The organism is Collinsella intestinalis DSM 13280, assembly GCF_000156175.1.
GTDB lineage: Bacteria > Actinomycetota > Coriobacteriia > Coriobacteriales > Coriobacteriaceae > Collinsella > Collinsella intestinalis.
Genome location: NZ_GG692711.1, coordinates 130,852 through 151,558, shown reverse-complemented (window position 1 = coordinate 151,558; position 20,707 = coordinate 130,852). Strand labels below are relative to the sequence as shown.

Genomic DNA, 20,707 nt, shown 5'->3' with positions numbered 1-20,707 from the left:
GAGGGAACCTGCGGCGCGGGGCACGGCTACTTCGATGGCATCTCAATCGGCTTCAGGTCGAGCGTGCATGCCGCCTTCAGGCTGTCCAGGGTGCGCTGGGCAACCATGAGACGCTCGTCGTCACCGTCTTCCAGGTGGACGGGCAGGTAGCGCGCGACTTGATCGTCGATGAGCTGAACGTATTCGGCCGCACCGGCGTTTGAGAGGTGAATGCCGTCGCCGTCGAACAGTTCGTTGCGGTTGGCGCTATAGGCAAACCAATCGATGAGAATCACGTTGTCATAGCGCTCGGCCGCGTCGGAGAGCACGCGGTTGTTCGGCTCGCACCAGGGGCGGGCGGCGCGATTGTTCACGAACGCCACGATGCGCTTGTCGCCGGCCAGCTTCATGAGCGTGTCGACATCCTGCGCGGAGAAGGGACCGTTCGTACCCAGGGCAAATACGGCGATGCGCCCGGCGAGTCCCTGGTCGACGAGACTGCGATACACATCGATGCCCGCGGTGAACTGACGGTTCATGGCGGCGTCGATGTGGCCGTGGGGGAACATCTGCGTGAAGGTCTCAACGGCGCGCAGGGAGACAGAGTCGCCGACCATCGTGATGTCGTAGGCGCCCTCGGGAACCGCGTTGCCAGGTTCGCTCGCGCCGTCCTGCGCAGGCGCATCGGTGCTCGGCTTGCCGGCGTCGTTCGAGCCCTGCAGGAGGGCGGCGCCGTCCTCGCTCAGCGCGGAGGTGGCGGGGACGAACACGATGCCGCCAAGTGCCACGAGGCCCGTGATGCCGGCGAGCGCCAGCGGGATCGCCTTCGCGCGAACCCAAGTGGGCATTGTTTCCTTGTTGCGCAGCTCTGCGAGGATGCGGCCTGCGGCGCCATGGCGAAACGGCGTCTCGATAAAGCGGTAGCACAGCTCGGAGACTCCGACCACGACGGCGACCTGGCAGAGGTAGACCCACCAGGGCTTGGCGCTCACGTCGCTGGCCGGGTTCATAAGCAGGAGCAGCGGGTAGTGCCACAGGTAGATGCTATAGGAGCGCTGTCCGAGCCAAACGAGGGGCTTGGCCGAGAACAGCTTGGCCAGGCGGCTATGCGCCTGCGCGCACGCGGCGACGACCATCAGCGTGAATAGCGATGCGAGCAGGATGCCGCCGCGGTAGGGGAAGGCGGTATAGCCGTTGCTGAAGACGACGAGCAGCAGCAGGCCGACAAGGCCGAGGGCTCCGAGTGCGTCGAGCGGGCCCGCGCCGAGATGCTTGGGCGCCTCGCGGTTGAGTTTGTGCGCGGCGGCCCGCCATGCTCCCTGTGCGACCTGCGTGAGCCGCGCGTTGGGGACAAACGCAAGCCAGGCGCCGAGAAGCAGGGAAAACGCGCGCGTGTCCGTTCCGTAGTAGATGCGGCTCGGATCGGCTCCGGGATTGTAGAGGACCGCCATCTCGATGGCGGAGACCGCGGCGAGGGCGAGGGCGGCGCGTCCGATGCGGCGCTGCGGCTGGCCTGCACGTAGGGCGAACATGAGGGCGACGGGCCAAACGAGGTAGAACTGCATCTCGATGGCCAGGGACCAGAAGTGGGTGAGCGGCGAGGGGTCGCCCACGGCGTTGAAGTAGGACTGCTGGTTGAAGATCTGCCACCAGTTGTTGAGGAAAAGCGCCGAGGGGATGATGTCGGGTCGCATCTTGGTAAGCATGACGTGGTTGAACAGCGTGCACAGCGCCGCGCTCGCCACAATGACCGTGACGATCGCCGGGATGAGTCGGCGTAGGCGACGCTGCCAGAATCCCTTGAGGTCGATGCGCCCCGTGCCGTCGTATTCGGAGAGCAGCAAGCGCGTGATCAGGTAGCCCGAGAGGACGAAGAAGATTGTGACGCCCTGCATACCGCCGGGTGCCAGGTTGGGGCTGAGATGGTAGAGCACGACGGCGGCGACGGCGAGCGTGCGGATCCCGTCGAGCGCCGGGATGTACGCCATGCGCCCGGGACGGGGTTCGGATTCGATGGGCGCTTTCGCGCCGTGACCAGCGGGGTCGTGAATCGCCTCGGCGTTGTCCGCGGCGGTGTGGCGGGGCCCTCGTGCGCCCTCGTGCGCGGATGTCTCGGGGGAATGGGTGTGTTTGGATGACATGACCAAGGTGGAGTCTTTCTCATGAGTTCGTTTGCTGGTCTACCGCGATTCTAGCGCGTATCCGTGTGCGTGAATCGCATGCGCAGTGACTGTTCTGTAAGCGTGGCGGTCACGTTTGGCGGACGGGTCAAAACGCAAACGCCCCGCTGGCCAAAGGGCTCGCGGGGCGCTGGTTCGGTCTGCTGGAGGTCGTTAGAACTTGACCTGCGGCACCTCGCGGGACGCCTCTGCGGCCTCGAAGCCCGAGCGCTGCTTGAACTGGAAGATGCCGGCGAAGATGTTGCCGGGGAACGTCTGGATGCCGTTGTTGTAGTTGAGCACGCAGTCGTTGTAGCTCTGACGGGCGTAGGAGATCTTGTTCTCGGTGTCCTCAAGCGAAGCCTGGAGCTGCGTGAAGTTGGCGTTGGCCTTGAGATCGGGGTAGGCTTCGGCAACCATGAGCAGCTGGCGCAGCGCCCCGGTGAGGGCGTTGTCCGCGGCCATCTTCTCTTCGGGAGTGGCGGCGGTGGTCGCGGCAGTGCGGGCCTGGGTCACGGCGTCGAGCGTCTCCTGCTCATGGGCGGCGTAGCCCTTGACGGTTTCCACGAGGTTGGGGATGAGGTCGTTCCTACGCTGCAGCTGCGTATCGATGTTCTGCCATGCGTTGTCGACGCGGTTGCGCAGGGTGACGAGGTTGTTGTAGATGCCGGCGATGCCCATGACGATGGCCACGACGACGATGACGCCGATGATGAACGGGAGTCCCATGTGTGCCCCATTTCCGTGATGGCGCTTAGGCGCCGAGCTTGTTGTTCGTGGTCCAGTATACCCGTCGCGTCAAGGTGCATCCTCGAGCGCTCTGCCAGCGGTTGGCAACATTCGTTCATCAAACCTGATAAGCGGTGGGCAAATTGTTGAAGGGCCCTTGCGATATTCACATTGCGTACTAGGATAGGTGACAGATATCACTTATCTATCTATCTAACGAGACGAGGATAGATAGCGTACGGATGAACAACGGAGACGGTGGACATGGACCTGCGCATTCAGAAAACGTATCGCTCGCTTCTGACGGCATTTACCAAGCTGCTCGAAAAGCACCGCTACGAGGACGTGAGCGTTGCCATGCTGTGCGAAGAGGCGATGATCCGCCGCACGACGTTTTACAAGCACTTTGCCGATAAATCCGAGTTCTTCAGCTTCTTTGTGGACAGCCTTCGCATCGAACTGGTCAAGTATGGCGAGGCCAGGGCAGAGGAGCTGCGTCTGGCGAAGGGCGAATCGGCGGAGGACGATCCCCTTGTCGTGAATGTCGAGGAGGGCATTGCGATTCTGCGGGCTTTGGTCGATTTCCTGCTCGAGCACGCCCAGCTCGTCGACAACATCCTGGACAGCTCCATGAGCGGAATGATGCTGCTCATGATCGAGGACCGCGTGGCAGAGATCCTGCGCGAGCGCTACCATGCTCACTCCAAGGCGCGCGGGGAGGATCCACTCGCGTTCGCCTCCGCCTCCGAGTTCGCCGCCGGCGGCATCGTGCGTCTGTTCGGTAAGTGGTGGATGCGCGGCCATGATCCACAGACCGAGGACGATTTGGTGAACACCGCGGAGACCATGGTCCTGCGCGTCTTGAGTCGGTAATGACAAAAGCGAGCCTTTCCGGGCTCGCTTTTTTAATCAGCTTGGCGAGAGAGGGATTCGCCGGGCGGCTTGGCCGCCCTCGGCCCGCTGCGCGCCTGCGGCGCTTGCGGGCTTCGCTGGAAAACGCTCCGCGTTTCCTCAGCTCCGCACCCTTGCGGGTTCGAATCCCTATGCGGCCAACAAAAAAGCGAGCCGTTCGGGCCCGCTTCTGCAATCAACCTGGCGGAGAGAGAGGGATTCGAACCCTCGGAACACTTGCGTGCTCAACGGTTTTCAAGACCGCCGCATTCAACCGCTCTGCCATCTCTCCGGCGCGTTGGGTAATGATAGCATCGAACGCGATGTGACGTGCGCGGGGTTTGCCCGCGCGGTGCGAGAGGTACGGGGTTGCCGGGATGAAGCCAGCCGATGAGATGCCGAGGCCAGCGGTGTCGCGCGAAGATGACGAGCGCTTCATGCGCGAGGCGCTCGCCGAGGCGCGTGCTGCCGCTGAGGTTGGCGAGGTGCCGATCGGCGCGGTTGTGGTCCACAAGGGCACGATCATCGCCCGAGCCCACAATAGGCGCGAGCTGGACGAAGACCCCTCGGCGCACGCCGAGTTCCTCGCCATGATGCAGGCGGCGCGCACGCTTGGAAGGTGGCGCCTGAGTGGCTGCACCGTCTACGTCACGCTTGAGCCTTGTCTCATGTGCTCGGGCCTCATGGTCAACGCGCGCATCGACCGGTGCGTATACGGTGCGACCGACCCCAAGGGCGGCGCGCTCGGAACGCTCTACGACGTGAGTGCCGACCCTCGCCTGAACCATGCGTTCCCGGTTGTCTCGGGCATTCTGGAAGACGAGTGCGCAGCGGAATTGCGTTCGTTTTTCCGCAGGTTGCGGGGTGCGCATCGCGAGGAGGGGGCCGAGGGCCCGCATGACGTTTCGCGCCTGGAGGCCCTGGAGGACGCTCTGGGCGGCGATTACGGGAAAACGCCCATGCCGACCCCGATGAAAGCTTCCGCGGCCGTATGCCGTCCGCCCATGCGCTCCCATCGCCCGACGGCTCCGGCGCGCAAAGGTGAGATGCGGGGCCCCCTCAATGTGGTGCTCGCCATCGATTCGTTCAAGGGGTGCGCTACGAGCTCGCAGGTCGAAATGTGGCTTGCCGAGGGCATGCACCGCGCGGGCGATGACGTGCGCGTTGCGGAGATTCCCGTGGCAGATGGGGGAGAGGGCACCGTCGAGGCCCTGCGGCACCCGCTCGGCGGCGAGATGCGCAGCATGTCTGTGCCCGCGCCGGTTGCCGGGCATGTCGATGCATCCTACCTGCTTTTCGATGATGCCCAGGGTCGTAGCGCCGTGATAGAGATGGCCCAGGCTGCTGGAATCGGCCTGTCCCCCCGGAGTCATGAGGCGGCATGTGCCGCAACGACCCGCGGCGTGGGGGAGCTGATTGCCGATGCGGTATCGCGGGGCGCCGAGACGGTGTATGTCGGCCTCGGCGGCAGCGCCACCGTGGATGGCGGTGTTGGGATGCTGCAAGCGCTGGGGGCGCGCGTGCTCGATGCGTCGGGCGGGCAGGTCGTCCACGGGCTTGATGGCGTTCGCGACATCGATGCAATCGACTTGGCCCCCGCACGGGCTGCGCTCGCCGGTGTGCGGCTTGTCGCGCTGTCGGACGTGAAGAGCCCACTCGTGGGTCCACGCGGCGCCGCGCGCATGTTCGGCCCCCAGAAGGGCTTGGGCGTCGGCCTTTCCGAGGCTGAGCGCGATGAGGTGCTCGCGGCATGCGACGGTTGGATGGCTGCGTACGGGGCACGCCTTACGGCGGCGCGCGATGCGCTTGACGGGAGTGCCGAGCAGGTGGGGCGCCCCGGCGCTCGGCCCAAGTCCCTACTCGGCGTCCCCGGCTCCGGTGCTGCGGGCGGCCTGGGGGCCGCACTGCTCGCGCTTGGCGCCGAGCTCGTGCCCGGCATCGAGGCCGTGCTCGGCATGGCCGGGTTTGACGACGCTGTTCGCGCTGCCGATCTGGTGGTTACGGGCGAGGGCGCCGTCGACGCGCAGACCGCCCAGGGCAAGGTCCCCGTGGGAGTGGCCCGCCGTGCGAAGCATCTGCGTCCCGACGTGCCTGTGATTGCGGTATGCGGCTCTCGCGAAGATGAGCTCGAGGCAGTGTATGCCGCGGGTGTCGATGCGGTGCTTCCCGTGGGGGCGGCTCCGCAGGCGCTCGATGAGGCCCTGGACCCCGATTGTGCTCGCAGGAACCTTCGGATGGCGGGTGAGACCGTCTACCGCCTGGCGACAATGACGTAAGGTATCCGCACTCGGGGTGTGGGCTCGCCGTGTTGGAGCTGGACGAGTCGCGCCCGAGCGGCTACTATAGTCAAGCACGCCTCGCGCGTTCGATGGGTTCGGGTGACGATATGTTCCGAACCTGGTCAGGTCCGGAAGGAAGCAGCCATAAGGAGCCTCTGACGGGCACCCGTTCCCATCGAGCACACGGGGCGTTTTTCTGTGCCGATGCCCCCTGGGGCAGCCGATACCCCTCCCAGAGCAATAGATGCGATGGCGTTCCTGGAGCGCCTATCATGCCGTGCGGACAAAATTGCCCGCACGGTTGAGTTTCTCGACAGTATATACACGAACATACGTTCTATTTTTGGGTATACTGATTGCACGGAGACAGGCGAGAGAAAGGGGATGGCGATGGATGTATTCGACAGCGGTGCGGTGTTGTTCGCGAGCGAGGAGGAGGGGGAGCACCTGAGGATCGAGTGCACGGTCACGTCAGAGGGGTCGCTTCGTATCGTGCAGGAAAGTTCAGGTCCATTGACGCAGTGGAGCTTCAGGGAGAGTCCTCATACGGTCGAGGCGATGATAGATCCGGCGGGCGTCGGCGAGCTTTTGGGCTATTTCCATCTGGATGCCGCGCATCAACTGCCCGCGGTATTGCGTTTGGAGTACACGGGTTATGAGTGCTTCTCAAACCTATGCGACCTGATGAAGCGCCTCGGTATCCCGTATGAGATCAGGGAGGCTGCGATCGTGAGATAGTTGTCAGTCTTGATGTGAGATTACAATAATTGGAAAAAATGCTAATTTTTCCTTGACGCGATGCATCACTGATGGCAATATATACCACACGTTGCGGCGTTACCTCAGCTGGATAGAGGGTCTGACTACGAATCAGAACGTCACAGGTTCGAATCCTGTACGCCGCACCAGTCGAATTTGAGAGCCCCCGGAAACGGGGGCTTTTCTCTTGCCGAGCCATCGGCTTTTGGCTCTGACCTCCTGCCAGAAAAAAATTGAAATTGTGGGTTGACGCCACTGGGGTGCAATGGCAATATATACCACGCGTTGCGGCGTTACCTCAGCTGGATAGAGGGTCTGACTACGAATCAGAACGTCACAGGTTCGAATCCTGTACGCCGCACCAGTCGAATTTGAGAGCCCCCGGAAACGGGGGCTTTTCTTTTGTAGCGCCTCTTTACAGCACGAATTCGTTGCAGAGTGAATTTGAATGCGAGAAGTAAAACGCCCATCCGGATCGAACCGGATGGGCGTTTCGCGTTCCTCGGTCAGGGGCGCATGGAGATGGCGCCAGCTTATGCAGCGCGAGCCATGGCCTGGTCGAAATCGCGGGTCCCCTTGAAGACCTCGTGCTTAAAGGGGCTCACGCCGAGCTTCTTGGCGCGGCGCATGATGTAGGCGAATGCAACGACGTTCACGATGAGAGCGATAAGGGAGACGATGAGGTTGACGCTCGGGTTGTTCACGGAGCTGACGGAGAAGACGCTGTAATCCTGGAACATGGGGAACACCTGGGCGAACATGCACCACAGAGCAAGGGTGTTCGCGCGGTTCTGAATCCAGCCGCCCTTGTTCCAGAAGAAGTTGGCGACGGTGGGCGCGAGCAGCAGGGCAAGGCCGCAGTACCACGCATGCGTGGGGAGGCAATTGTAGGTGTAGCAGAAGTTCCACAGGTCATAGGCGAGGATGTAGACCCAGGTCATATCGGGCCAGAGCATGTCGTCGCCCTTCTTGGAGCGGTAGATGCCCCACCAGCCGGTCATGCAAAAGATGTTGATGAGGCCGGCAATGCCGTTGAAGACATTGTGCCATCCGCCCATGAGGACGACGCCCTCGGTGGACACCCAGGTGGTGCCGAAGGCACGCATGGCGCTCTCGAAATCAGAGGCAACCGCGATGAGGATGTTGATGGCGACGATGGCAAAGGGGAACACCTTGAAAGCCTCGCTGCGGCCGAGTTTGCCCCAGCCGTACTTGAGCATCATGAAGCCGATGCAGCCGGCGGTCGCGGCGTAGAGTTTGGCATAGTGGAACCAGCTGCCCATGTGCAGATACGTGGGATTGTTGAGAGCCCACTCCATGCCCATGCCGGCGCACACATAAATCGCGATGAAGTACACCGTGAGCACGGCGGGAATGCCGAGGAAACACACGATGCCGCCGGTTTTCGAGCGGCGTGCGACTTCGTTGGCGGCGATCAGGCTCACGAAGACCATGATCCAGCCAAGCCATTGATACATGGCGTTTTCGCCATACACCTGGAACAACATAGGTTCCCCTTTCTATACAAAGCCCCCTATGGGCCTGTTGACAAAGTGTCAAAGTTTACGGCATGAAGGAATGCGCGGGGCGGTGCCTTGGATGCGTCCGGCCCCATGCGAAAATGGGTGGGCTACCGCTCGGGGCGGCGCTCCGGATATTTCGCGGTGTAACCCTCGATATGCAGGGTGCTTGCGATGATGTCTTTGATGGTGCCCTCCGGCGCATCGGGATGGGTGCGCACAAACATGATGAGTCCGGTGATGAGGACGTAGAACGTCTCATAGAGGTGGTCGATCTGCACTTCATGATGCGCGGCGAAGTCGACCACGGTCGACGAGCACATGTATCGGGCGAGACGGTCGGCCGCGCGATGGACGAACGAGGCATACAGGGCGGCATTGCCGCTGTGGACGACCGATTGCGACATGACGTCGCCCTTTTTCACGATCATGTTCTTGAGCATATGAGCGACGGAGTCCAGAGACCCCTCGATATCCCCGCTGACACGCGATTCGTTCCACGCAGTGAGTTGCTCGACAAACGAATCGATGCTCAGGTCGAGAACGGCCTGCAGTGCGTCTTCCTTGGTGGGGAAGTAGTGGTAAAACAGCGATCTTGTGCATCCCGCGCGCGATGCGACGGCCGAGATCGACAGACGGCTCAGCCCATCTTCGACCACGGTTTGGCGTACGGCCGCGAGGATCTCGTCACGACGGTCGTCGTGCGTCAAACGTTCGTGATGTCTGTTCGCATCGGAAGCCATGGGGCCCCTCTCCGTCAAAGTCGCTCATTTACCGATTACAGTCTTGACCTCTGTTGACAAAACGTCAATATGTAATTTGACGAAGTGTCAACAAGTTTCGCCGAGCGGTGCGAGGCGATTGCGGGGAGTGCATGTGCGCTGGCGACCAGAGGGGTTGTTGAGCGGAGCTTCCGGAATAGGGGGAGGACCCATGAGCGATGTCCGCGTGATCGAGGTCAAAGAGAGCGTGTTCGCCGACAATGACCGCAAGGCCGATGAGCTGCGAGAGGAGTTGCGCGAGAGGGGGACCTTCCTGCTGAATCTGATGTCGAGTCCGGGTTCCGGCAAGACGACCACGCTTTCGCGCACGATCGCAGCGCTCAAGGACGAAATGTCCATTGCGGTGATGGAGGCCGACATCGATTCCGACGTCGATACGCGCACCATCTTGGGTACGGGTGCACGCGCCATCCAGTTGCACACCGGTGGCATGTGCCACCTAGATGCCTATATGACCGAGCAGGGTCTCAATGAACTGTTCTGCGATGAGGACGGGGCGGGCCGTACGGATCTGGCCATTCTCGAGAACGTGGGCAATCTCGTATGCCCCGCCGAGTTCGATACCGGCGCATCGGCCAACGCGATGATTCTGTCCGTGCCCGAGGGCGATGACAAGCCGCTCAAGTATCCGCTCATGTTTAGCGTCTGCGACGTGGTGCTTGTGAATAAGATCGACGCTCTGCCCGTGTTCGACACGTTCAGCATGGAGCGCGTGCGCGAGAACATCCTCATGCGAAATCCTAACGCGACCATCATCCCCATGAGCGCCAAGACGGGCGAGGGCATCGATGTCTGGGCGGACTGGCTGCGCGCGCGCGTCGCCGCCTGGAAGCAGGCCTAGCAAACCTCAATTTAGGGACAGTCCCTAAATTGAGACACCTTCGAACCCCAGGAAAGGAATCCACATGATCGTCAACGGCCCTGGCATCTCGTTCACCGAGCCGGATATCGGCTCCGAGTTCGTCCCGCCGATCCCCGAGAACCCGCGTCCCAAAATCGTGGCGCTGTGCGAGCACTGCACCAACCGCCTGTTGGGGCGCAAGGAGCTCAAGCCTTTTGAGTACTGGGCGTTCGCCGAGGTGACGACCGACGAGATGGCCGACGTTCTGCTTAAGATGAAGATGCGCCGACCCTACACGCTTGCCGATGCGGTCAAGGCCACCGGGCTGGAGGCCGAGCCGCTCGAGAAGCTGCTCGATGAGATGAGCTACATCGGTCTGCTCGAGTACAACTGGGAAAACCCCACCCGCACGAAGCAATGGGTGCTGCCCATGCTCGTGCCCGGTTCGGCCGAGTTCCTCAACATGCGCCAGTCCCAGATCGACGAGCATCCTGCTGTGGCGAAGTTTTTTGAGCAGGCCTCCAAGGGGGCCCTTGCCAGGGCCACGCCGATGGTGCCGCCCGGAGGCGCGGGAATCGGCATGCACGTCATCCCGGTCGAGCAGGCGATCCAGATGGAGGACCGCTCCGTCTCTATCGAGCACATCGAGCATTGGCTCGACAAGTATGAGGGCAAGTACGCAGCGAGCCCGTGCAGCTGCCGCATGAGCCGCGCGAAGTTGGGCGAGGGCTGCGGTGACGACCCGAACGACTGGTGCATCGCGGTGGGCGACATGGCCGACTACGTGGTGGAGACCGATCGCGGCCACTACATCACGCGCGAGGAGGTCTACGAGACGCTTCGCCAGGCCGAGGCCAACGGCTTTGTGCATCAGATCACCAACATCGACGGCGAGGACAAGATCTTCGCCATCTGCAACTGCAACGTGAACGTGTGCTATGCGCTGCGCACCTCGCAGCTGTTCAACACGCCGAACCTGTCCCGCTCCGCATATGTGGCGCGCACCGAGACCGACAAGTGCGTGGCCTGCGGCCGATGCGTCGAGGTGTGCCCCGCGGGCGCGGTAAAGCTCGGCCAGAAGCTGTGCGCCGCGAGCACGGGGGAGGTGCCGGAGTATCCCAAGCAGGAGCTGCCCGACACCGTGAAGTGGGGTCCGGAGAAGTGGAGCCCCGATTATCGGAACAAGAACCGCATCGAGACCTATGACACGGGAACGGCCCCGTGCAAGACTGCGTGCCCGGCTCACATCGCGGTGCAGGGGTACCTCAAGCTCGCGGCGCAGGGGCGTTATCGCGACGCGCTCGCCCTCATCAAGCGCGAGAACCCGCTGCCGGCGATTTGCGGCCGCATCTGCAACCGCCGTTGTGAGGACGCCTGCACGCGCGGGCGCATCGATTCGGCGGTTGCCATCGACGAGGTGAAGAAGTTCATCGCCGAGCAGGACCTTGCGGCTGAGCATCGCTACGTCCCCGAGGTGGTGACGCCCACGCGCACTGGGGGCTTCGACGACAAGATCGCGGTGATCGGCGCCGGTCCCGCGGGCCTTTCCTGTGCGTTCTACCTGGCAGAGAAGGGCTACAAGCCGGTCATCTTCGAGAAGAACGCGCGCCCCGGCGGCATGCTCACCTACGGCATCCCCAGCTATAAGCTCGAGAAGGACGTGATCGAAGCCGAGGTCGATATCATTCGCGAGATGGGCGTCGACATCCGTCTGGGCGTCGAGGTGGGTCGCGACGTCACCCTCGATGAGCTGCGCGAGCAGGGGTTCAAGGCGTTTTATGTGGCGATTGGCTGCCAGGGCGGCCGCCTGCCCGGCATCCCGGGCGAGGGCGCCGAGGGCGTGTCCGTCGCCGTTGATTTCCTGCGTGGCGTGGCCGAGCAGCAAGACGACGGTGGCAAGGCCGAGCCGATGTGCGGTCGCACCATCGTGGTGGGCGGCGGCAACGTGGCCATCGATGTGGCCCGCACCGCAGCGCGCCTGGGTTCCGAGCACGTGGAGATGTTCTGCCTGGAGAGCTCCGAGGACATGCCGGCCAGCACCGAGGAAGTTGTCGAGGCCAATGAGGACGGCGTGCACATCTCCTGTGGCTGGGGCCCGGTCGAGGTTCGCACGGGCGAGAATGGTCGCGTGAGCGAGGTCGTTTTCAAGCGCTGCCTGCGCGTGTTCAACGACGAGGGGCGCTTCGACCCGCAGTATGACGAGAACGAACTGCGAACCGTCGCTGCCGATCGCGTCGTGTTCTCCATCGGTCAGTCGATCGTCTGGGGCGACCTGCTCGAGGGGGAGGCGGTCGAGCTCGGTCGCGGCCAGGGCGCCGTCGCCGATCCCAAGACGTATCAGACCGCACAGCCCGACATCTTCGTGGGCGGCGACGTCTACACCGGCCCCAAGTTCGCCATCGACGCCATCGCCGCCGGCCACGAGGCCGCGGTGTCCATTCATCGCTTCGTGCAGGATGCGACGCTCACCATCGGGCGCAACCCGCGCTCTTACCGCGAGTTGAACAAGGACGACGTCGACTTTGGCAGCTACGATACGGCGAGCCGCGGCGACGCGGTGCACGACTACGAGCGTGAGAAGGCAGAGCCGTTCCGCGAGTACGTGAAGACGTTCACCGAGGAGCAGGTGCGCGCCGAGACCGCCCGCTGCCTGGGCTGCGGCGCGAGCGTCGTGGATGAGAACAAGTGCATCGGCTGCGGTCTGTGCACCACTAAGTGCGCGTTCGATGCGATTCACCTGCATCGCGAGCATCCCGAGTGCTCCAACATGGTGAAGTACGAGAAGAAGGTCCCGAGCCTCGCGAAGTACGCGCTCAAGCGCGAGATCAAGATTCGCTTTGGGAAGAAATAGCCGATAGCGGCGTTTCGGATAAGGCGGCCGCAAGACCTCGATCGGGGGACCGTCCCTCGATCGAGATCTCAATGGGGGAGTTTTCGCATGCACGAACTGGGCATCGTTTTCCACATCATCCGCAGCGTCGAGGGCGTGGCACGGGAGAACAACTTGCGCCGTGTCTCCTCGGTGACGCTCGAGCTCGGGGAGGTCTCGGGTGTCATCCCGAGCTATCTGACCGATTGTTGGGATTGGGCGTGCGCCAAGAACGACCTCATGCGCGGGGCCGAGCTGGTGGTCGAGGAAGTTCCCGCAGTCACATACTGCGAAGCGTGCGACAGCACCTATGGCACGGTCGAGCACGGTCGCATCTGCCCGCACTGCGGGAGCGAGAGAACGTACCTGATCCAAGGAGACGAGACGACTATCAAGGAGATCGCCACGCCGGATGAGGAGAGGTCCGAGGTCGCGCGGTAGGAGCGATGGACGTGCAGGAAACCCCATCGGGCGAAACGGCCCGATGGGGTTTCTTGTTGAGCAGGGGTGTGATTACTCGGCGCCCGCGAGCTTCTTCACCAATGTCCCAAGCTCGGTCACCTGCGCCTCGAGCTCGGCGATACGGCGGGCATTGTCGGCGATGCCCTCGCGGTTCATGATCGAGGCCTCCTCGACGGGATCGGGCATGGTCTCACGGTGGTGGGTCGCGTCAAAGGACTCGGCGAGGACGCGGCACCCGTTACGGCGCACCACGCGCCCCGGGATGCCCACCACGGTGCTGTCACTCGGTACGTCCTTCACGACGACCGAGTTTCCGCCGATGCGCACGTTGTCCCCGATATGGATGTTGCCGAGCACCTTGGCGCCCGTTCCAACGGTGACGTTGTTGCCCAGGGTGGGATGGCGCTTGCCGCATTCGTTGCCCGTGCCGCCGAGTGTGACACCCTGGTAGAGCACGCAGTCATCGCCCACCACGGTGGTCTCGCCGATCACGACCCCCATGGCGTGGTCGATGAACAGGCGCCGTCCGATGCGCGCGGCGGGGTGGATTTCGACGCCGGTGAAAAAACGGGTGATTTGCGAGAGAACGCGTGCGAGCCCGTGCATGCCATGGTTCCACAGCCAGTGCTCCGGCGTATGCATCCATTTGGCGTGCAGTCCCGGATAGGACAGGAAGATCACGAGTGAACTTTGGGCCGCTGGGTCGTTTGCCTTGACGGCGGCAATGTCCTCGCGGACGGTGGCGATGGCTCCCATGTCCCTCCTTTGGTGCGTGCGCGCGGTTGTGGCGCGACTCCCATAGTGTGTGAGCTGCAAGTGTACGCGCCCGTTTCGCTAATGTCGAGAGAATCGGTAGGATTAACATCGGCGGGCGCGCCCGCCCCGTGTGCCCCGACACGCCCCCGCGCGCCCCGTGTGCCCCGCGCTCGCCCGCGCCGAGAGGTTTTGGAAAGACTGCGGACATTACCTCGTTTTTACGCCTGCTCGGTATCATGGTGGCACTTGCGTTTGCAGCATGATCAGAAAGGCATCCCATGCAGGAGGCATTTTTCGGCTTCATCAGCCAGTTCGGCTACCTTGCGGTCGCCGCGCTCATCCTTTTCGAGAACGTGTTCCCGCCTATCCCCAGCGAGCTCATCCTGCCGCTGTCGGGCTTTCTCGCCACGCAGACCGAGATGACGCTCCCCGGTGTCATCATCGCCGCGACGGTCGGCTCGGTTGTTGGCGCGTATTTCCTCTACGGCATCGGCCGTCTGCTCTCCCAGGAGCGTCTTGAGGGGTTCTTCGACACCAAGCCTATGCGTATGCTGGGCTTCCATTCCGACGATGTGGCCAAGGCTATCGGCTGGTTCGACCGCAAGGGCCAGATCACGGTGCTCATCTGCCGCTGCATCCCCGTGGTGCGCAGTCTCATCTCCATCCCCGCCGGCACCGCCAAGATGAACATGGTGCGCTTCGCCCTCTACACGCTGGTGGGTTCGCTCGTGTGGAACGCCATCCTGTGCACGCTTGGCTTCTTCGCCGGCGGTGCCTGGGAGCAGATCACCGCTCAGGCCGAGTGGGTGTCCGACGTGGTGAAGGGCGTCATCATCGTCGTCGCCGTGGGCGTTGTGGCATGGTGGGTCAAGTTCCGCATCCTGCCGGCGCGCGCCGAGCAGAAGCGCCGCGAGGCCGAGGGCAAGTAGCGCCTCTGGCGCGCCGGGGCGCATCGGCGCGCGAACCATTTCCTGCCGATTAATTCTGCCGCCACTCCATCGCGGCGGAGTACAATCAAGCGAACATGCCAATGCCGGGCCATGTGCCCGGCATTCTTGTAGTATGCAAGGGCCTTCCGTCGGACGGGCCTTTATGTTGAGAGGGCGCCTTCGGCGAGGGTGCCCGCATCGAGTGAGGAGTTCACCATGACCGTTGAGAAGAAGGACCTGGACTGGGGAAACCTCGATTTCAGCTATCGCAAGACCGACTATAGCTATGTGTCCAACTACAAGGATGGCGCATGGGATGAGGGCGCCCTGACCACCGATCACAGCATCACGCTGTCAGAGTGCGCGGGCATCTTCCATTATTGCCAGGAGGTCTTCGAGGGGCTCAAGGCCTATACCACCGCCGATGGGTCCATCGTGTGCTTCCGTCCCGACATGAACGCCCAGCGCATGGCCGATTCCGCCGAGCGCCTGGTCATGCCCGCCTTCCCGCAGGACCGCTTCGTCGAGGCGGTCAAGCAGGTCGTTGAGGCCAACGCCGCGTGGGTGCCCCCGTTCGGTTCCGGCGCGACGCTCTACGTCCGCCCGCTCATGATCGCCACGGGCGACGTCATCGGCGTGAAGCCTGCCGACGAGTACCAGTTCCGTATCCTCGTGACGCCCGTGGGCCCGTACTTCAAGGGTGGCGACACCACCGTCAAGCTGTGCGTTTCCAAGTACGATCGCGCTGCCCCGCATGGTACCGGCAACATCAAGGCCGGCCTCAACTACGCCATGAGCCTCAAGGCGGGCATGGAGGCGCATGCCGCGGGTTATGCCGAGAACCTGTATCTCGACTCCGAGTCCCGCACCTATGTCGAGGAGACCGGCGGTGCCAACGTGCTGTTCGTCGCCAAGGACGGTACGCTCGTGGTGCCCAAGTCCCATACGGACTCGATCCTGCCCTCCATCACGCGCCGTTCGCTCGTGCAGGTGGCTCAGGACCTGGGGATCGCCGTCGACGAGCGTCCGGTTACCTGGGATGAGGTTGCTTCCGGCACCTTCGTCGAGTGCGGCCTGTGCGGTACTGCGGCCGTCATCTCGCCGGTGGGCGAGATCCACGATGACGATACGGTCGTCGTCTTCCCGGGCGGTCACGAGTCCTCCGGCCCCGTCATGAAGCGTCTGCGCGAGACCTTGACCGGTATTCAGGGCGGTCAGATCGAGGATACGCACGGCTGGGTCTGCAAGATCTGCTAGAAGAACGTGGGGCGATTCGGTTTCGCCCATGCATATCGATGGCGGCGCGCAAAATCGCTGCCGCGGCGGAAACGCTTCGTCGTTTTGCGCCCCTTGCTCGTTCGCGGCAAGGGGCGCTTTTCTGCTACCCTTGAGTCGGTCAAACAAATGGGTGAGCGCGGTGGACGCGCCCGCATGGAAGGAGGCCTCATGGAGGCTTACAAGCAGGAGTTCATCGAGTTCATGGTCGAGTCCGACGTCCTCAAGTTCGGCGACTTCACCCTCAAGAGCGGCCGCAAGTCCCCGTTCTTCATGAACGCCGGCGCCTATGTGACGGGCGAGCAGCTCATGCGCCTGGGCGAGTACTACGCCCGCGCCATTCACGATAACTTCGGCCTGGATTTCGATGTCGTGTTCGGTCCGGCGTACAAGGGCATCCCGCTGTCCGTGGTCACTGCCATCGCCATGCACAAGCTGTATGGCAAGGAGGTCCGTTACTGCTCCGACCGCAAGGAGGTCAAGGATCACGGCGCCGATAAGGGCGGCATGCTGGGCTACGAGCTCAAGGACGGCGACCGCGTGGTGATGGTCGAGGACGTGACCACGTCCGGCAAGTCCATCGATGAGACGTACCCCAAGCTCATGAATGCCGCCAACGTCGAGGTCAATGGTCTGATCGTCTCCCTCAACCGCATGGAGGTCGGCAAGGGCGGCGTCACCACCGCGCAGAAGGAAATCGAGGCCAAGTACGGGTTCCCCGTGGCGAGCATCGTGTCCATGGCCGAGGTGACCGAGCACCTGTACAACCGCGAGGTGGCCGGTCGTGTGGTGATCGATGACGAGCTCAAGGCCGCCATCGATGCATATTATGAGCAGTACGGTGCGCGCGAGTAGTGTTTGCATTCGAGCGATTTGGTGAGGCGGGCGTCGGCGGTTTGCCGGTGCCCGCTTTTTGCGCCGGCCGTTCACCGAGACGCTGCCGTCTGCATGGAATCCTTCGCGTATCATCAGGCCAACGTTCGCCTCGGTGGTGCGTGCCGTACGGGGTTGCATTCCGCTGTTGGGAGGAAAAGACATGAAGAAGAGGTTTTGGACGATCCCGTTGATGGTGCTCGCCGTGGCCTGCACCGTGTTCCTGGGAGGTTGCGGCGGTCCTTCGGTCGAGGAGCTCATCCGCGAGGATCTCGAGACGGCGTTTTCCGAGGTCTCTCCGGATAACGAGGAACTGCTCACCGCCATGACGGATAGTTCGGATGGCGGGTTCGAGACGCTCGGCATCGATACCCAGGAGTTCGCGAAGGCCTATCTCGACGGGTTTACCCACGAGATCAAGGAGGTCGCGGTCGACGAGGAGGCCGGCACCGCCGATGCCACGGTTGTGCTCAAGATGAAGTCCCTCACCGCAATCATGTCCGAGTTCACCGGCAAGTTCCAGGAGTATCTGACCACGATCGATCCTCAGACCGTGGAGAGCGAGGAGGCCCTGTACGAGGAGGCGGGCGCCATGCTCATGGAGGCTGTGAAGAACGCCGAGCCCGAGGAGAGCGAGTGCGTGTTCACGTACGAGAAGGACGATGAGAACACTTGGTCCGCCACCGATAGCGCGGAGCAGCAGATTCTCGATGCCATGATGTAGCTTGTAGACTGACATACCTGCGGGAATGAGCGCATGGGGGCGCGTGGGGCTTCGGCTCTGCGCGCCCGTTTACTGTGGCCCTTGTTTTCATCGTTCCGCTTTTGACGAAGGGGCCTTTTGCGGCGTTCGTCCCGCCTTGAAATCAATTCATCGACTTTTGGTAATTAGTTTGCCGATTTGCCGATGAGCGACCCATCCGATGCTTAAGCGAACTGGGATTTTAAGCATCATCTTGCGCGATGTTCCCCATGTATTCGGATTCCAATTACCAAAAGTCGACTGAGTGAAATGCACGGCATTCGCATACTGAATAATACGAGCCATAAGCAGTTGGAAGATGCATACTCCCCCATCGGCGCTCCTTGGAACCGCGCACGGGAGGGGCCGAAGGGGCGCACGGCGGGAGGGTCGCTACAAAACGATGTCGAGCAGCTCCTCGGGAGTTTCGATCACGTAATCGGCGCCGGCGCCCTCGAGCTCCGCGCGGCCGCGAAAGCCCCACGCCACGCCACATGAACGCATGCCCGCGTTGTGTCCGCAGGCGATATCGACATTGGAGTCTCCCACGTACAGGGCGGTCTTCGGATCTGTGTCGAGCTGTTCGAGGACGTGCGCGGTGATTGCCGGGTCGGGCTTGGGCGGAAAGGTGTCGATGCGTCCTTGTGCCAGGGCCACGCGGTCGCCAAAGTAGCGCTCGACAAGTGGGACCGTTGCCGCGTGGTCTTTATTGGAAAGAACGGCGCAGGTCACGCCACGCTCGCGAAGTTCGTCTAAAAGCTCGAGGATGCCGGGGTAGGGGGCCGTGTGGTCCTCCTTGTGCTCGGCGTAGAAGGCGCGGAAGTCGGCGAGTGCCTGCTCAAAGACGCGGCCGTTCCCCATGAATTCGGCGGGAATAAGGCGCTCGATGAGCTTGATCTGCCCGTTGCCGACTTTATAGCGGAATTGCTCCGCCGTGTAGGTGGGCCATCCGCGGGATTCGCATACATGGTTGCCGGCGATGGTGAGGTCCTCAAGGGTATTGAGCAGCGTGCCGTCAAGGTCGAATATCACGTGGGTGTAGGTCATGGACAGCCCCTTCGAAAAAGCCCGGCCACATACGTGACCGGGCCTGTCTATCATGGCTGGGGCAGAGGGATTCGAACCCCCGTAACTGGTACCAAAAACCAGGGTCCTGCCGCTGGACGATGCCCCAAATGGGTGTGGGCGCGCAAGCGCGCCGCTCTAGTGTAGCGTACCTAGTCGCTCAGCGCATCACACAGGCCGTCGAGAAGGCGAACGGCCAGAGTTTGCGCATCACTTGAAGTGAACGTGCCGTAGCCGGTGATGCCCGTGAGCTCGATGCGGAGCTTGATCGGACGGGTGGCCGCCGCGGCGACCGCCGTCTTGATGCGCAGTGAGAGGTTGTTGCACTCGGCCAGGGTGATCGTGGCGCGCGGCTCGGCGTCGTCGGGCAGCGCATCGGAGGCAATCTCGACCGTCAGGTCCACATCCTCGGGCGCGACGTCGTCATACAGCACGATGCCGCTACCATCGGTCGTGGCGGTTGCGATATTCCACACGCGCGAGGCGACGTTGCGGGCGATTGCGTCCTCACCGCCGATGGCGATGCTCCAGCTTTCGAGCACGCTCGCGGCGCGGGCGAACCCCATGCGGGCCTCGGCCTCGACATCGATCACAGAGGGCTTGCCCTCCCACACATGGTGCAGCCGGTTCACGTAGTTGAAGGTGTCCTGGAACGCCATGCCATCGGCGAACAGCCCCACGTTCTCCTGGAACTGCTGCAAAGCGGCCTCGGTATGCGGGCCGAAGTAGCCGTCATCCACGCCGCAGGCAAAGCCGAGCGTGTTGAGGGCGCGCTGCAGGGCGCGGACATCGGCGCCGTGGAAATTGGGAAGGCGCAGGTACAGCGTGCGATCGCCGAGCTTATAAGACTCGTCCACCAGCGCGCTCCAGCACGTGCCGTCCACATCCTCGCCCGCATCCAGTCCCTGCTGGGCGCGAAACGCGCGAACGGCCGCAGCTGTGGTTGCGCCGAACTCTTTCGCCGTCATCTCGGCGGCGTCGATCATATATCCAAGCGAGGAAAGGCGCGTCTGCACGTCCTCGACGGCAGGCCCTTGCATTCCCTGCGAAATGGGTTCCATGAGATCCCCTTACAACCTGGCGCACGCTGCGGACTTACAGGCCGCACGGCGCGTCTTCATGCGCGCGGGAGAACGAGTGCCTTCGCGCGGCATACATCATACAGTCTACCAAGAGTGCCGACGGCTCCGCATAAAGTACAGCAGGGTCTTTCGTTTTGTTGCGGTGAATGGTTCTGCACGAAAAACGACCGCGCCGATGAGGGGAGCGCGGTCGTTGAGGGGGCTGCGGTTCAGATGCGCGCCATGCGCGGCGGCAATCCTTACAGGTTCGCCTCGATGTCGGCCTTGAGCTTGGGCTTGGGAACAGCGCCCACGGAGCGCATGGCTTCGGCGCCGCCCTTCAGCAGGACGACGGTGGGGATGGACATGACGCCGAAGCGCATGGCCAGGTCCTGGTTCTCGTCGACATTGCACTTGACGACGGTGACCTTGCCTTCGAGCTCGCCGGCCAGCTCATCCACAACGGGGGAGAGCATGCGGCACGGGCCGCACCACGGGGCCCAGAAATCGACGAGGACGGGCAGCTCGCCTGCGAGCATGGAGTCGAAGTTGGTGGCATTCACCTCGGTGACGTTGGACATGGATTCCTCCTATATACGCGTTCCCGTCGGCGCCTGCCGACGGAGGTCTTTTGAATCGAGGACGTTATACCCATGCCTGCGCGCCCGTTACACCGGGAGTAGAATGATTCGGTGTGATTCTTTTCGCCTGGCTCGCGGGCCGGGGTGCGATCGTA

Annotated in this window: 18 protein-coding genes, 4 tRNA genes and 1 other RNA gene; 13 read left to right on the top strand and 10 right to left on the bottom strand. The window is 62.7% G+C overall.

Annotated features, from left to right (window positions below; translation table 11 throughout):
* Nucleotides 1-26: 26 nt before the first annotated feature.
* Both COLINT_RS07250 and COLINT_RS07245 read right to left on the bottom strand, forming a co-directional pair.
* Nucleotides 27-2,120 (bottom strand): acyltransferase family protein, encoded by a 2,094-nt coding sequence (locus tag COLINT_RS07250; RefSeq protein WP_006723812.1) that lies wholly within the window; start codon nt 2,118-2,120, stop codon nt 27-29.
* A 192-nt stretch (nt 2,121-2,312) separates the two neighbouring features.
* Nucleotides 2,313-2,867: a LemA family protein gene (locus COLINT_RS07245; protein ID WP_006723811.1), complete on the bottom strand. Its 555-nt coding sequence runs from the start codon at nt 2,865-2,867 to the stop codon at nt 2,313-2,315.
* Between the two features lie 264 nt (nt 2,868-3,131).
* Between COLINT_RS07245 and COLINT_RS07240 the strand changes: the two genes are divergently transcribed.
* Nucleotides 3,132-3,740, top strand: coding sequence for a TetR/AcrR family transcriptional regulator (locus COLINT_RS07240; RefSeq protein WP_006723809.1), 609 nt, complete (start codon nt 3,132-3,134; stop codon nt 3,738-3,740).
* Between the two features lie 220 nt (nt 3,741-3,960).
* On the opposite strand, the gene COLINT_RS07235 is transcribed toward COLINT_RS07240, so the two are convergent.
* Nucleotides 3,961-4,050: transfer RNA gene (locus COLINT_RS07235), tRNA-Ser, on the bottom strand.
* Nucleotides 4,051-4,168: 118 nt separating this feature from the next.
* Between COLINT_RS07235 and tadA the strand changes: the two genes are divergently transcribed.
* The 5 genes from tadA (at nt 4,169) to COLINT_RS07215 (ending at nt 7,160) form a co-directional block, all read left to right on the top strand.
* Complete coding sequence (gene tadA / locus COLINT_RS07230; protein ID WP_233418422.1) at nt 4,169-6,034, top strand: tRNA adenosine(34) deaminase TadA; 1,866 nt, start codon at nt 4,169-4,171, stop codon at nt 6,032-6,034.
* Nucleotides 6,035-6,123: 89 nt separating this feature from the next.
* Nucleotides 6,124-6,219, top strand: an RNA gene (gene ffs / locus COLINT_RS08385) — signal recognition particle sRNA small type.
* Between the two features lie 208 nt (nt 6,220-6,427).
* Nucleotides 6,428-6,775 (top strand): hypothetical protein, encoded by a 348-nt coding sequence (locus COLINT_RS07225; protein ID WP_233418416.1) that lies wholly within the window; start codon nt 6,428-6,430, stop codon nt 6,773-6,775.
* Nucleotides 6,776-6,868: 93 nt separating this feature from the next.
* Nucleotides 6,869-6,945: transfer RNA gene (locus COLINT_RS07220), tRNA-Arg, on the top strand.
* Between the two features lie 138 nt (nt 6,946-7,083).
* Nucleotides 7,084-7,160 (top strand) — tRNA-Arg (locus COLINT_RS07215).
* A 169-nt stretch (nt 7,161-7,329) separates the two neighbouring features.
* Here the strand turns inward: COLINT_RS07215 and COLINT_RS07210 are convergent.
* Nucleotides 7,330-8,304, bottom strand: a complete 975-nt coding sequence (locus COLINT_RS07210; protein WP_006723806.1) for a DUF5692 family protein — start codon at nt 8,302-8,304, stop codon at nt 7,330-7,332.
* 122 nt (nt 8,305-8,426) lie between these two features.
* Nucleotides 8,427-9,026, bottom strand: a complete 600-nt coding sequence (locus COLINT_RS07205; protein WP_233418414.1) for a TetR/AcrR family transcriptional regulator — start codon at nt 9,024-9,026, stop codon at nt 8,427-8,429.
* Between the two features lie 223 nt (nt 9,027-9,249).
* Here COLINT_RS07205 and hypB point away from each other — a divergent pair, with 223 nt between their 5' ends.
* From hypB to COLINT_RS07190, 3 genes are all read left to right on the top strand, one after another.
* Nucleotides 9,250-9,939, top strand: a complete 690-nt coding sequence (hypB, locus tag COLINT_RS07200; protein WP_006723804.1) for a hydrogenase nickel incorporation protein HypB — start codon at nt 9,250-9,252, stop codon at nt 9,937-9,939.
* A 64-nt stretch (nt 9,940-10,003) separates the two neighbouring features.
* Nucleotides 10,004-12,790, top strand: coding sequence for an FAD-dependent oxidoreductase (locus COLINT_RS07195; protein WP_006723803.1), 2,787 nt, complete (start codon nt 10,004-10,006; stop codon nt 12,788-12,790).
* Nucleotides 12,791-12,877: 87 nt separating this feature from the next.
* Nucleotides 12,878-13,249, top strand: coding sequence for a hydrogenase maturation nickel metallochaperone HypA (locus tag COLINT_RS07190; protein WP_006723802.1), 372 nt, complete (start codon nt 12,878-12,880; stop codon nt 13,247-13,249).
* Between the two features lie 72 nt (nt 13,250-13,321).
* On the opposite strand, the gene cysE is transcribed toward COLINT_RS07190, so the two are convergent.
* Nucleotides 13,322-14,026 (bottom strand): serine O-acetyltransferase, encoded by a 705-nt coding sequence (gene cysE, locus COLINT_RS07185; RefSeq protein ID WP_006723801.1) that lies wholly within the window; start codon nt 14,024-14,026, stop codon nt 13,322-13,324.
* A 278-nt stretch (nt 14,027-14,304) separates the two neighbouring features.
* Between cysE and COLINT_RS07180 the strand changes: the two genes are divergently transcribed.
* The 4 genes from COLINT_RS07180 (at nt 14,305) to COLINT_RS07165 (ending at nt 17,827) form a co-directional block, all read left to right on the top strand.
* On the top strand, nt 14,305-14,955 hold the full coding sequence (locus COLINT_RS07180; RefSeq protein ID WP_006723800.1) for a DedA family protein: 651 nt from the start codon (nt 14,305-14,307) through the stop codon (nt 14,953-14,955).
* A 216-nt stretch (nt 14,956-15,171) separates the two neighbouring features.
* Nucleotides 15,172-16,212 carry a branched-chain amino acid aminotransferase gene (locus COLINT_RS07175; protein WP_006723799.1) on the top strand — a complete coding sequence of 347 codons (1,041 nt, stop codon included), beginning with the start codon at nt 15,172-15,174 and terminating at the stop codon, nt 16,210-16,212.
* A gap of 189 nt (nt 16,213-16,401) precedes the next feature.
* Nucleotides 16,402-17,085, top strand: coding sequence for an orotate phosphoribosyltransferase (gene pyrE, locus COLINT_RS07170; protein WP_039910708.1), 684 nt, complete (start codon nt 16,402-16,404; stop codon nt 17,083-17,085).
* Between the two features lie 181 nt (nt 17,086-17,266).
* Nucleotides 17,267-17,827 carry a hypothetical protein gene (locus COLINT_RS07165; RefSeq protein ID WP_006723797.1) on the top strand — a complete coding sequence of 187 codons (561 nt, stop codon included), beginning with the start codon at nt 17,267-17,269 and terminating at the stop codon, nt 17,825-17,827.
* Nucleotides 17,828-18,238: 411 nt separating this feature from the next.
* On the opposite strand, the gene COLINT_RS07160 is transcribed toward COLINT_RS07165, so the two are convergent.
* The 4 genes from COLINT_RS07160 to trxA form a co-directional block, all read right to left on the bottom strand.
* The gene (locus COLINT_RS07160; RefSeq protein ID WP_039910706.1) at nt 18,239-18,892 is read right to left on the bottom strand and encodes an HAD family hydrolase; all 654 of its coding nucleotides are present in this window, start codon (nt 18,890-18,892) and stop codon (nt 18,239-18,241) included.
* Nucleotides 18,893-18,945: 53 nt separating this feature from the next.
* Nucleotides 18,946-19,019 (bottom strand) — tRNA-Gln (locus COLINT_RS07155).
* 43 nt (nt 19,020-19,062) lie between these two features.
* Nucleotides 19,063-19,971: a peptidoglycan-binding domain-containing protein gene (locus COLINT_RS07150; RefSeq protein ID WP_006723795.1), complete on the bottom strand. Its 909-nt coding sequence runs from the start codon at nt 19,969-19,971 to the stop codon at nt 19,063-19,065.
* A gap of 260 nt (nt 19,972-20,231) precedes the next feature.
* Complete coding sequence (gene trxA, locus COLINT_RS07145; RefSeq protein WP_006723794.1) at nt 20,232-20,552, bottom strand: thioredoxin; 321 nt, start codon at nt 20,550-20,552, stop codon at nt 20,232-20,234.
* Nucleotides 20,553-20,707: the final 155 nt, after the last annotated feature.

What these genes read in the sequence shown, in the direction of transcription:
- COLINT_RS07250 (WP_006723812.1), bottom strand. Translation starts at nt 2,120, where the DNA reads ATGTCATCCAAACACACCCATTCCCCCGAGACATCCGCGCACGAGGGC.
- COLINT_RS07225 (WP_233418416.1), top strand. Translation starts at nt 6,428, where the DNA reads ATGGATGTATTCGACAGCGGTGCGGTGTTGTTCGCGAGCGAGGAGGAG.
- COLINT_RS07175 (WP_006723799.1), top strand. Translation starts at nt 15,172, where the DNA reads ATGACCGTTGAGAAGAAGGACCTGGACTGGGGAAACCTCGATTTCAGC.
- COLINT_RS07165 (WP_006723797.1), top strand. Translation starts at nt 17,267, where the DNA reads ATGAAGAAGAGGTTTTGGACGATCCCGTTGATGGTGCTCGCCGTGGCC.
- cysE (WP_006723801.1), bottom strand. Translation starts at nt 14,026, where the DNA reads ATGGGAGCCATCGCCACCGTCCGCGAGGACATTGCCGCCGTCAAGGCA.
- COLINT_RS07240 (WP_006723809.1), top strand. Translation starts at nt 3,132, where the DNA reads ATGGACCTGCGCATTCAGAAAACGTATCGCTCGCTTCTGACGGCATTT.
- trxA (WP_006723794.1), bottom strand. Translation starts at nt 20,552, where the DNA reads ATGTCCAACGTCACCGAGGTGAATGCCACCAACTTCGACTCCATGCTC.
- COLINT_RS07245 (WP_006723811.1), bottom strand. Translation starts at nt 2,867, where the DNA reads ATGGGACTCCCGTTCATCATCGGCGTCATCGTCGTCGTGGCCATCGTC.
- COLINT_RS07210 (WP_006723806.1), bottom strand. Translation starts at nt 8,304, where the DNA reads ATGTTGTTCCAGGTGTATGGCGAAAACGCCATGTATCAATGGCTTGGC.
- COLINT_RS07150 (WP_006723795.1), bottom strand. Translation starts at nt 19,971, where the DNA reads ATGGAACCCATTTCGCAGGGAATGCAAGGGCCTGCCGTCGAGGACGTG.
- pyrE (WP_039910708.1), top strand. Translation starts at nt 16,402, where the DNA reads ATGGAGGCTTACAAGCAGGAGTTCATCGAGTTCATGGTCGAGTCCGAC.
- COLINT_RS07160 (WP_039910706.1), bottom strand. Translation starts at nt 18,892, where the DNA reads ATGACCTACACCCACGTGATATTCGACCTTGACGGCACGCTGCTCAAT.
- hypB (WP_006723804.1), top strand. Translation starts at nt 9,250, where the DNA reads ATGAGCGATGTCCGCGTGATCGAGGTCAAAGAGAGCGTGTTCGCCGAC.
- COLINT_RS07180 (WP_006723800.1), top strand. Translation starts at nt 14,305, where the DNA reads ATGCAGGAGGCATTTTTCGGCTTCATCAGCCAGTTCGGCTACCTTGCG.
- COLINT_RS07190 (WP_006723802.1), top strand. Translation starts at nt 12,878, where the DNA reads ATGCACGAACTGGGCATCGTTTTCCACATCATCCGCAGCGTCGAGGGC.
- COLINT_RS07195 (WP_006723803.1), top strand. Translation starts at nt 10,004, where the DNA reads ATGATCGTCAACGGCCCTGGCATCTCGTTCACCGAGCCGGATATCGGC.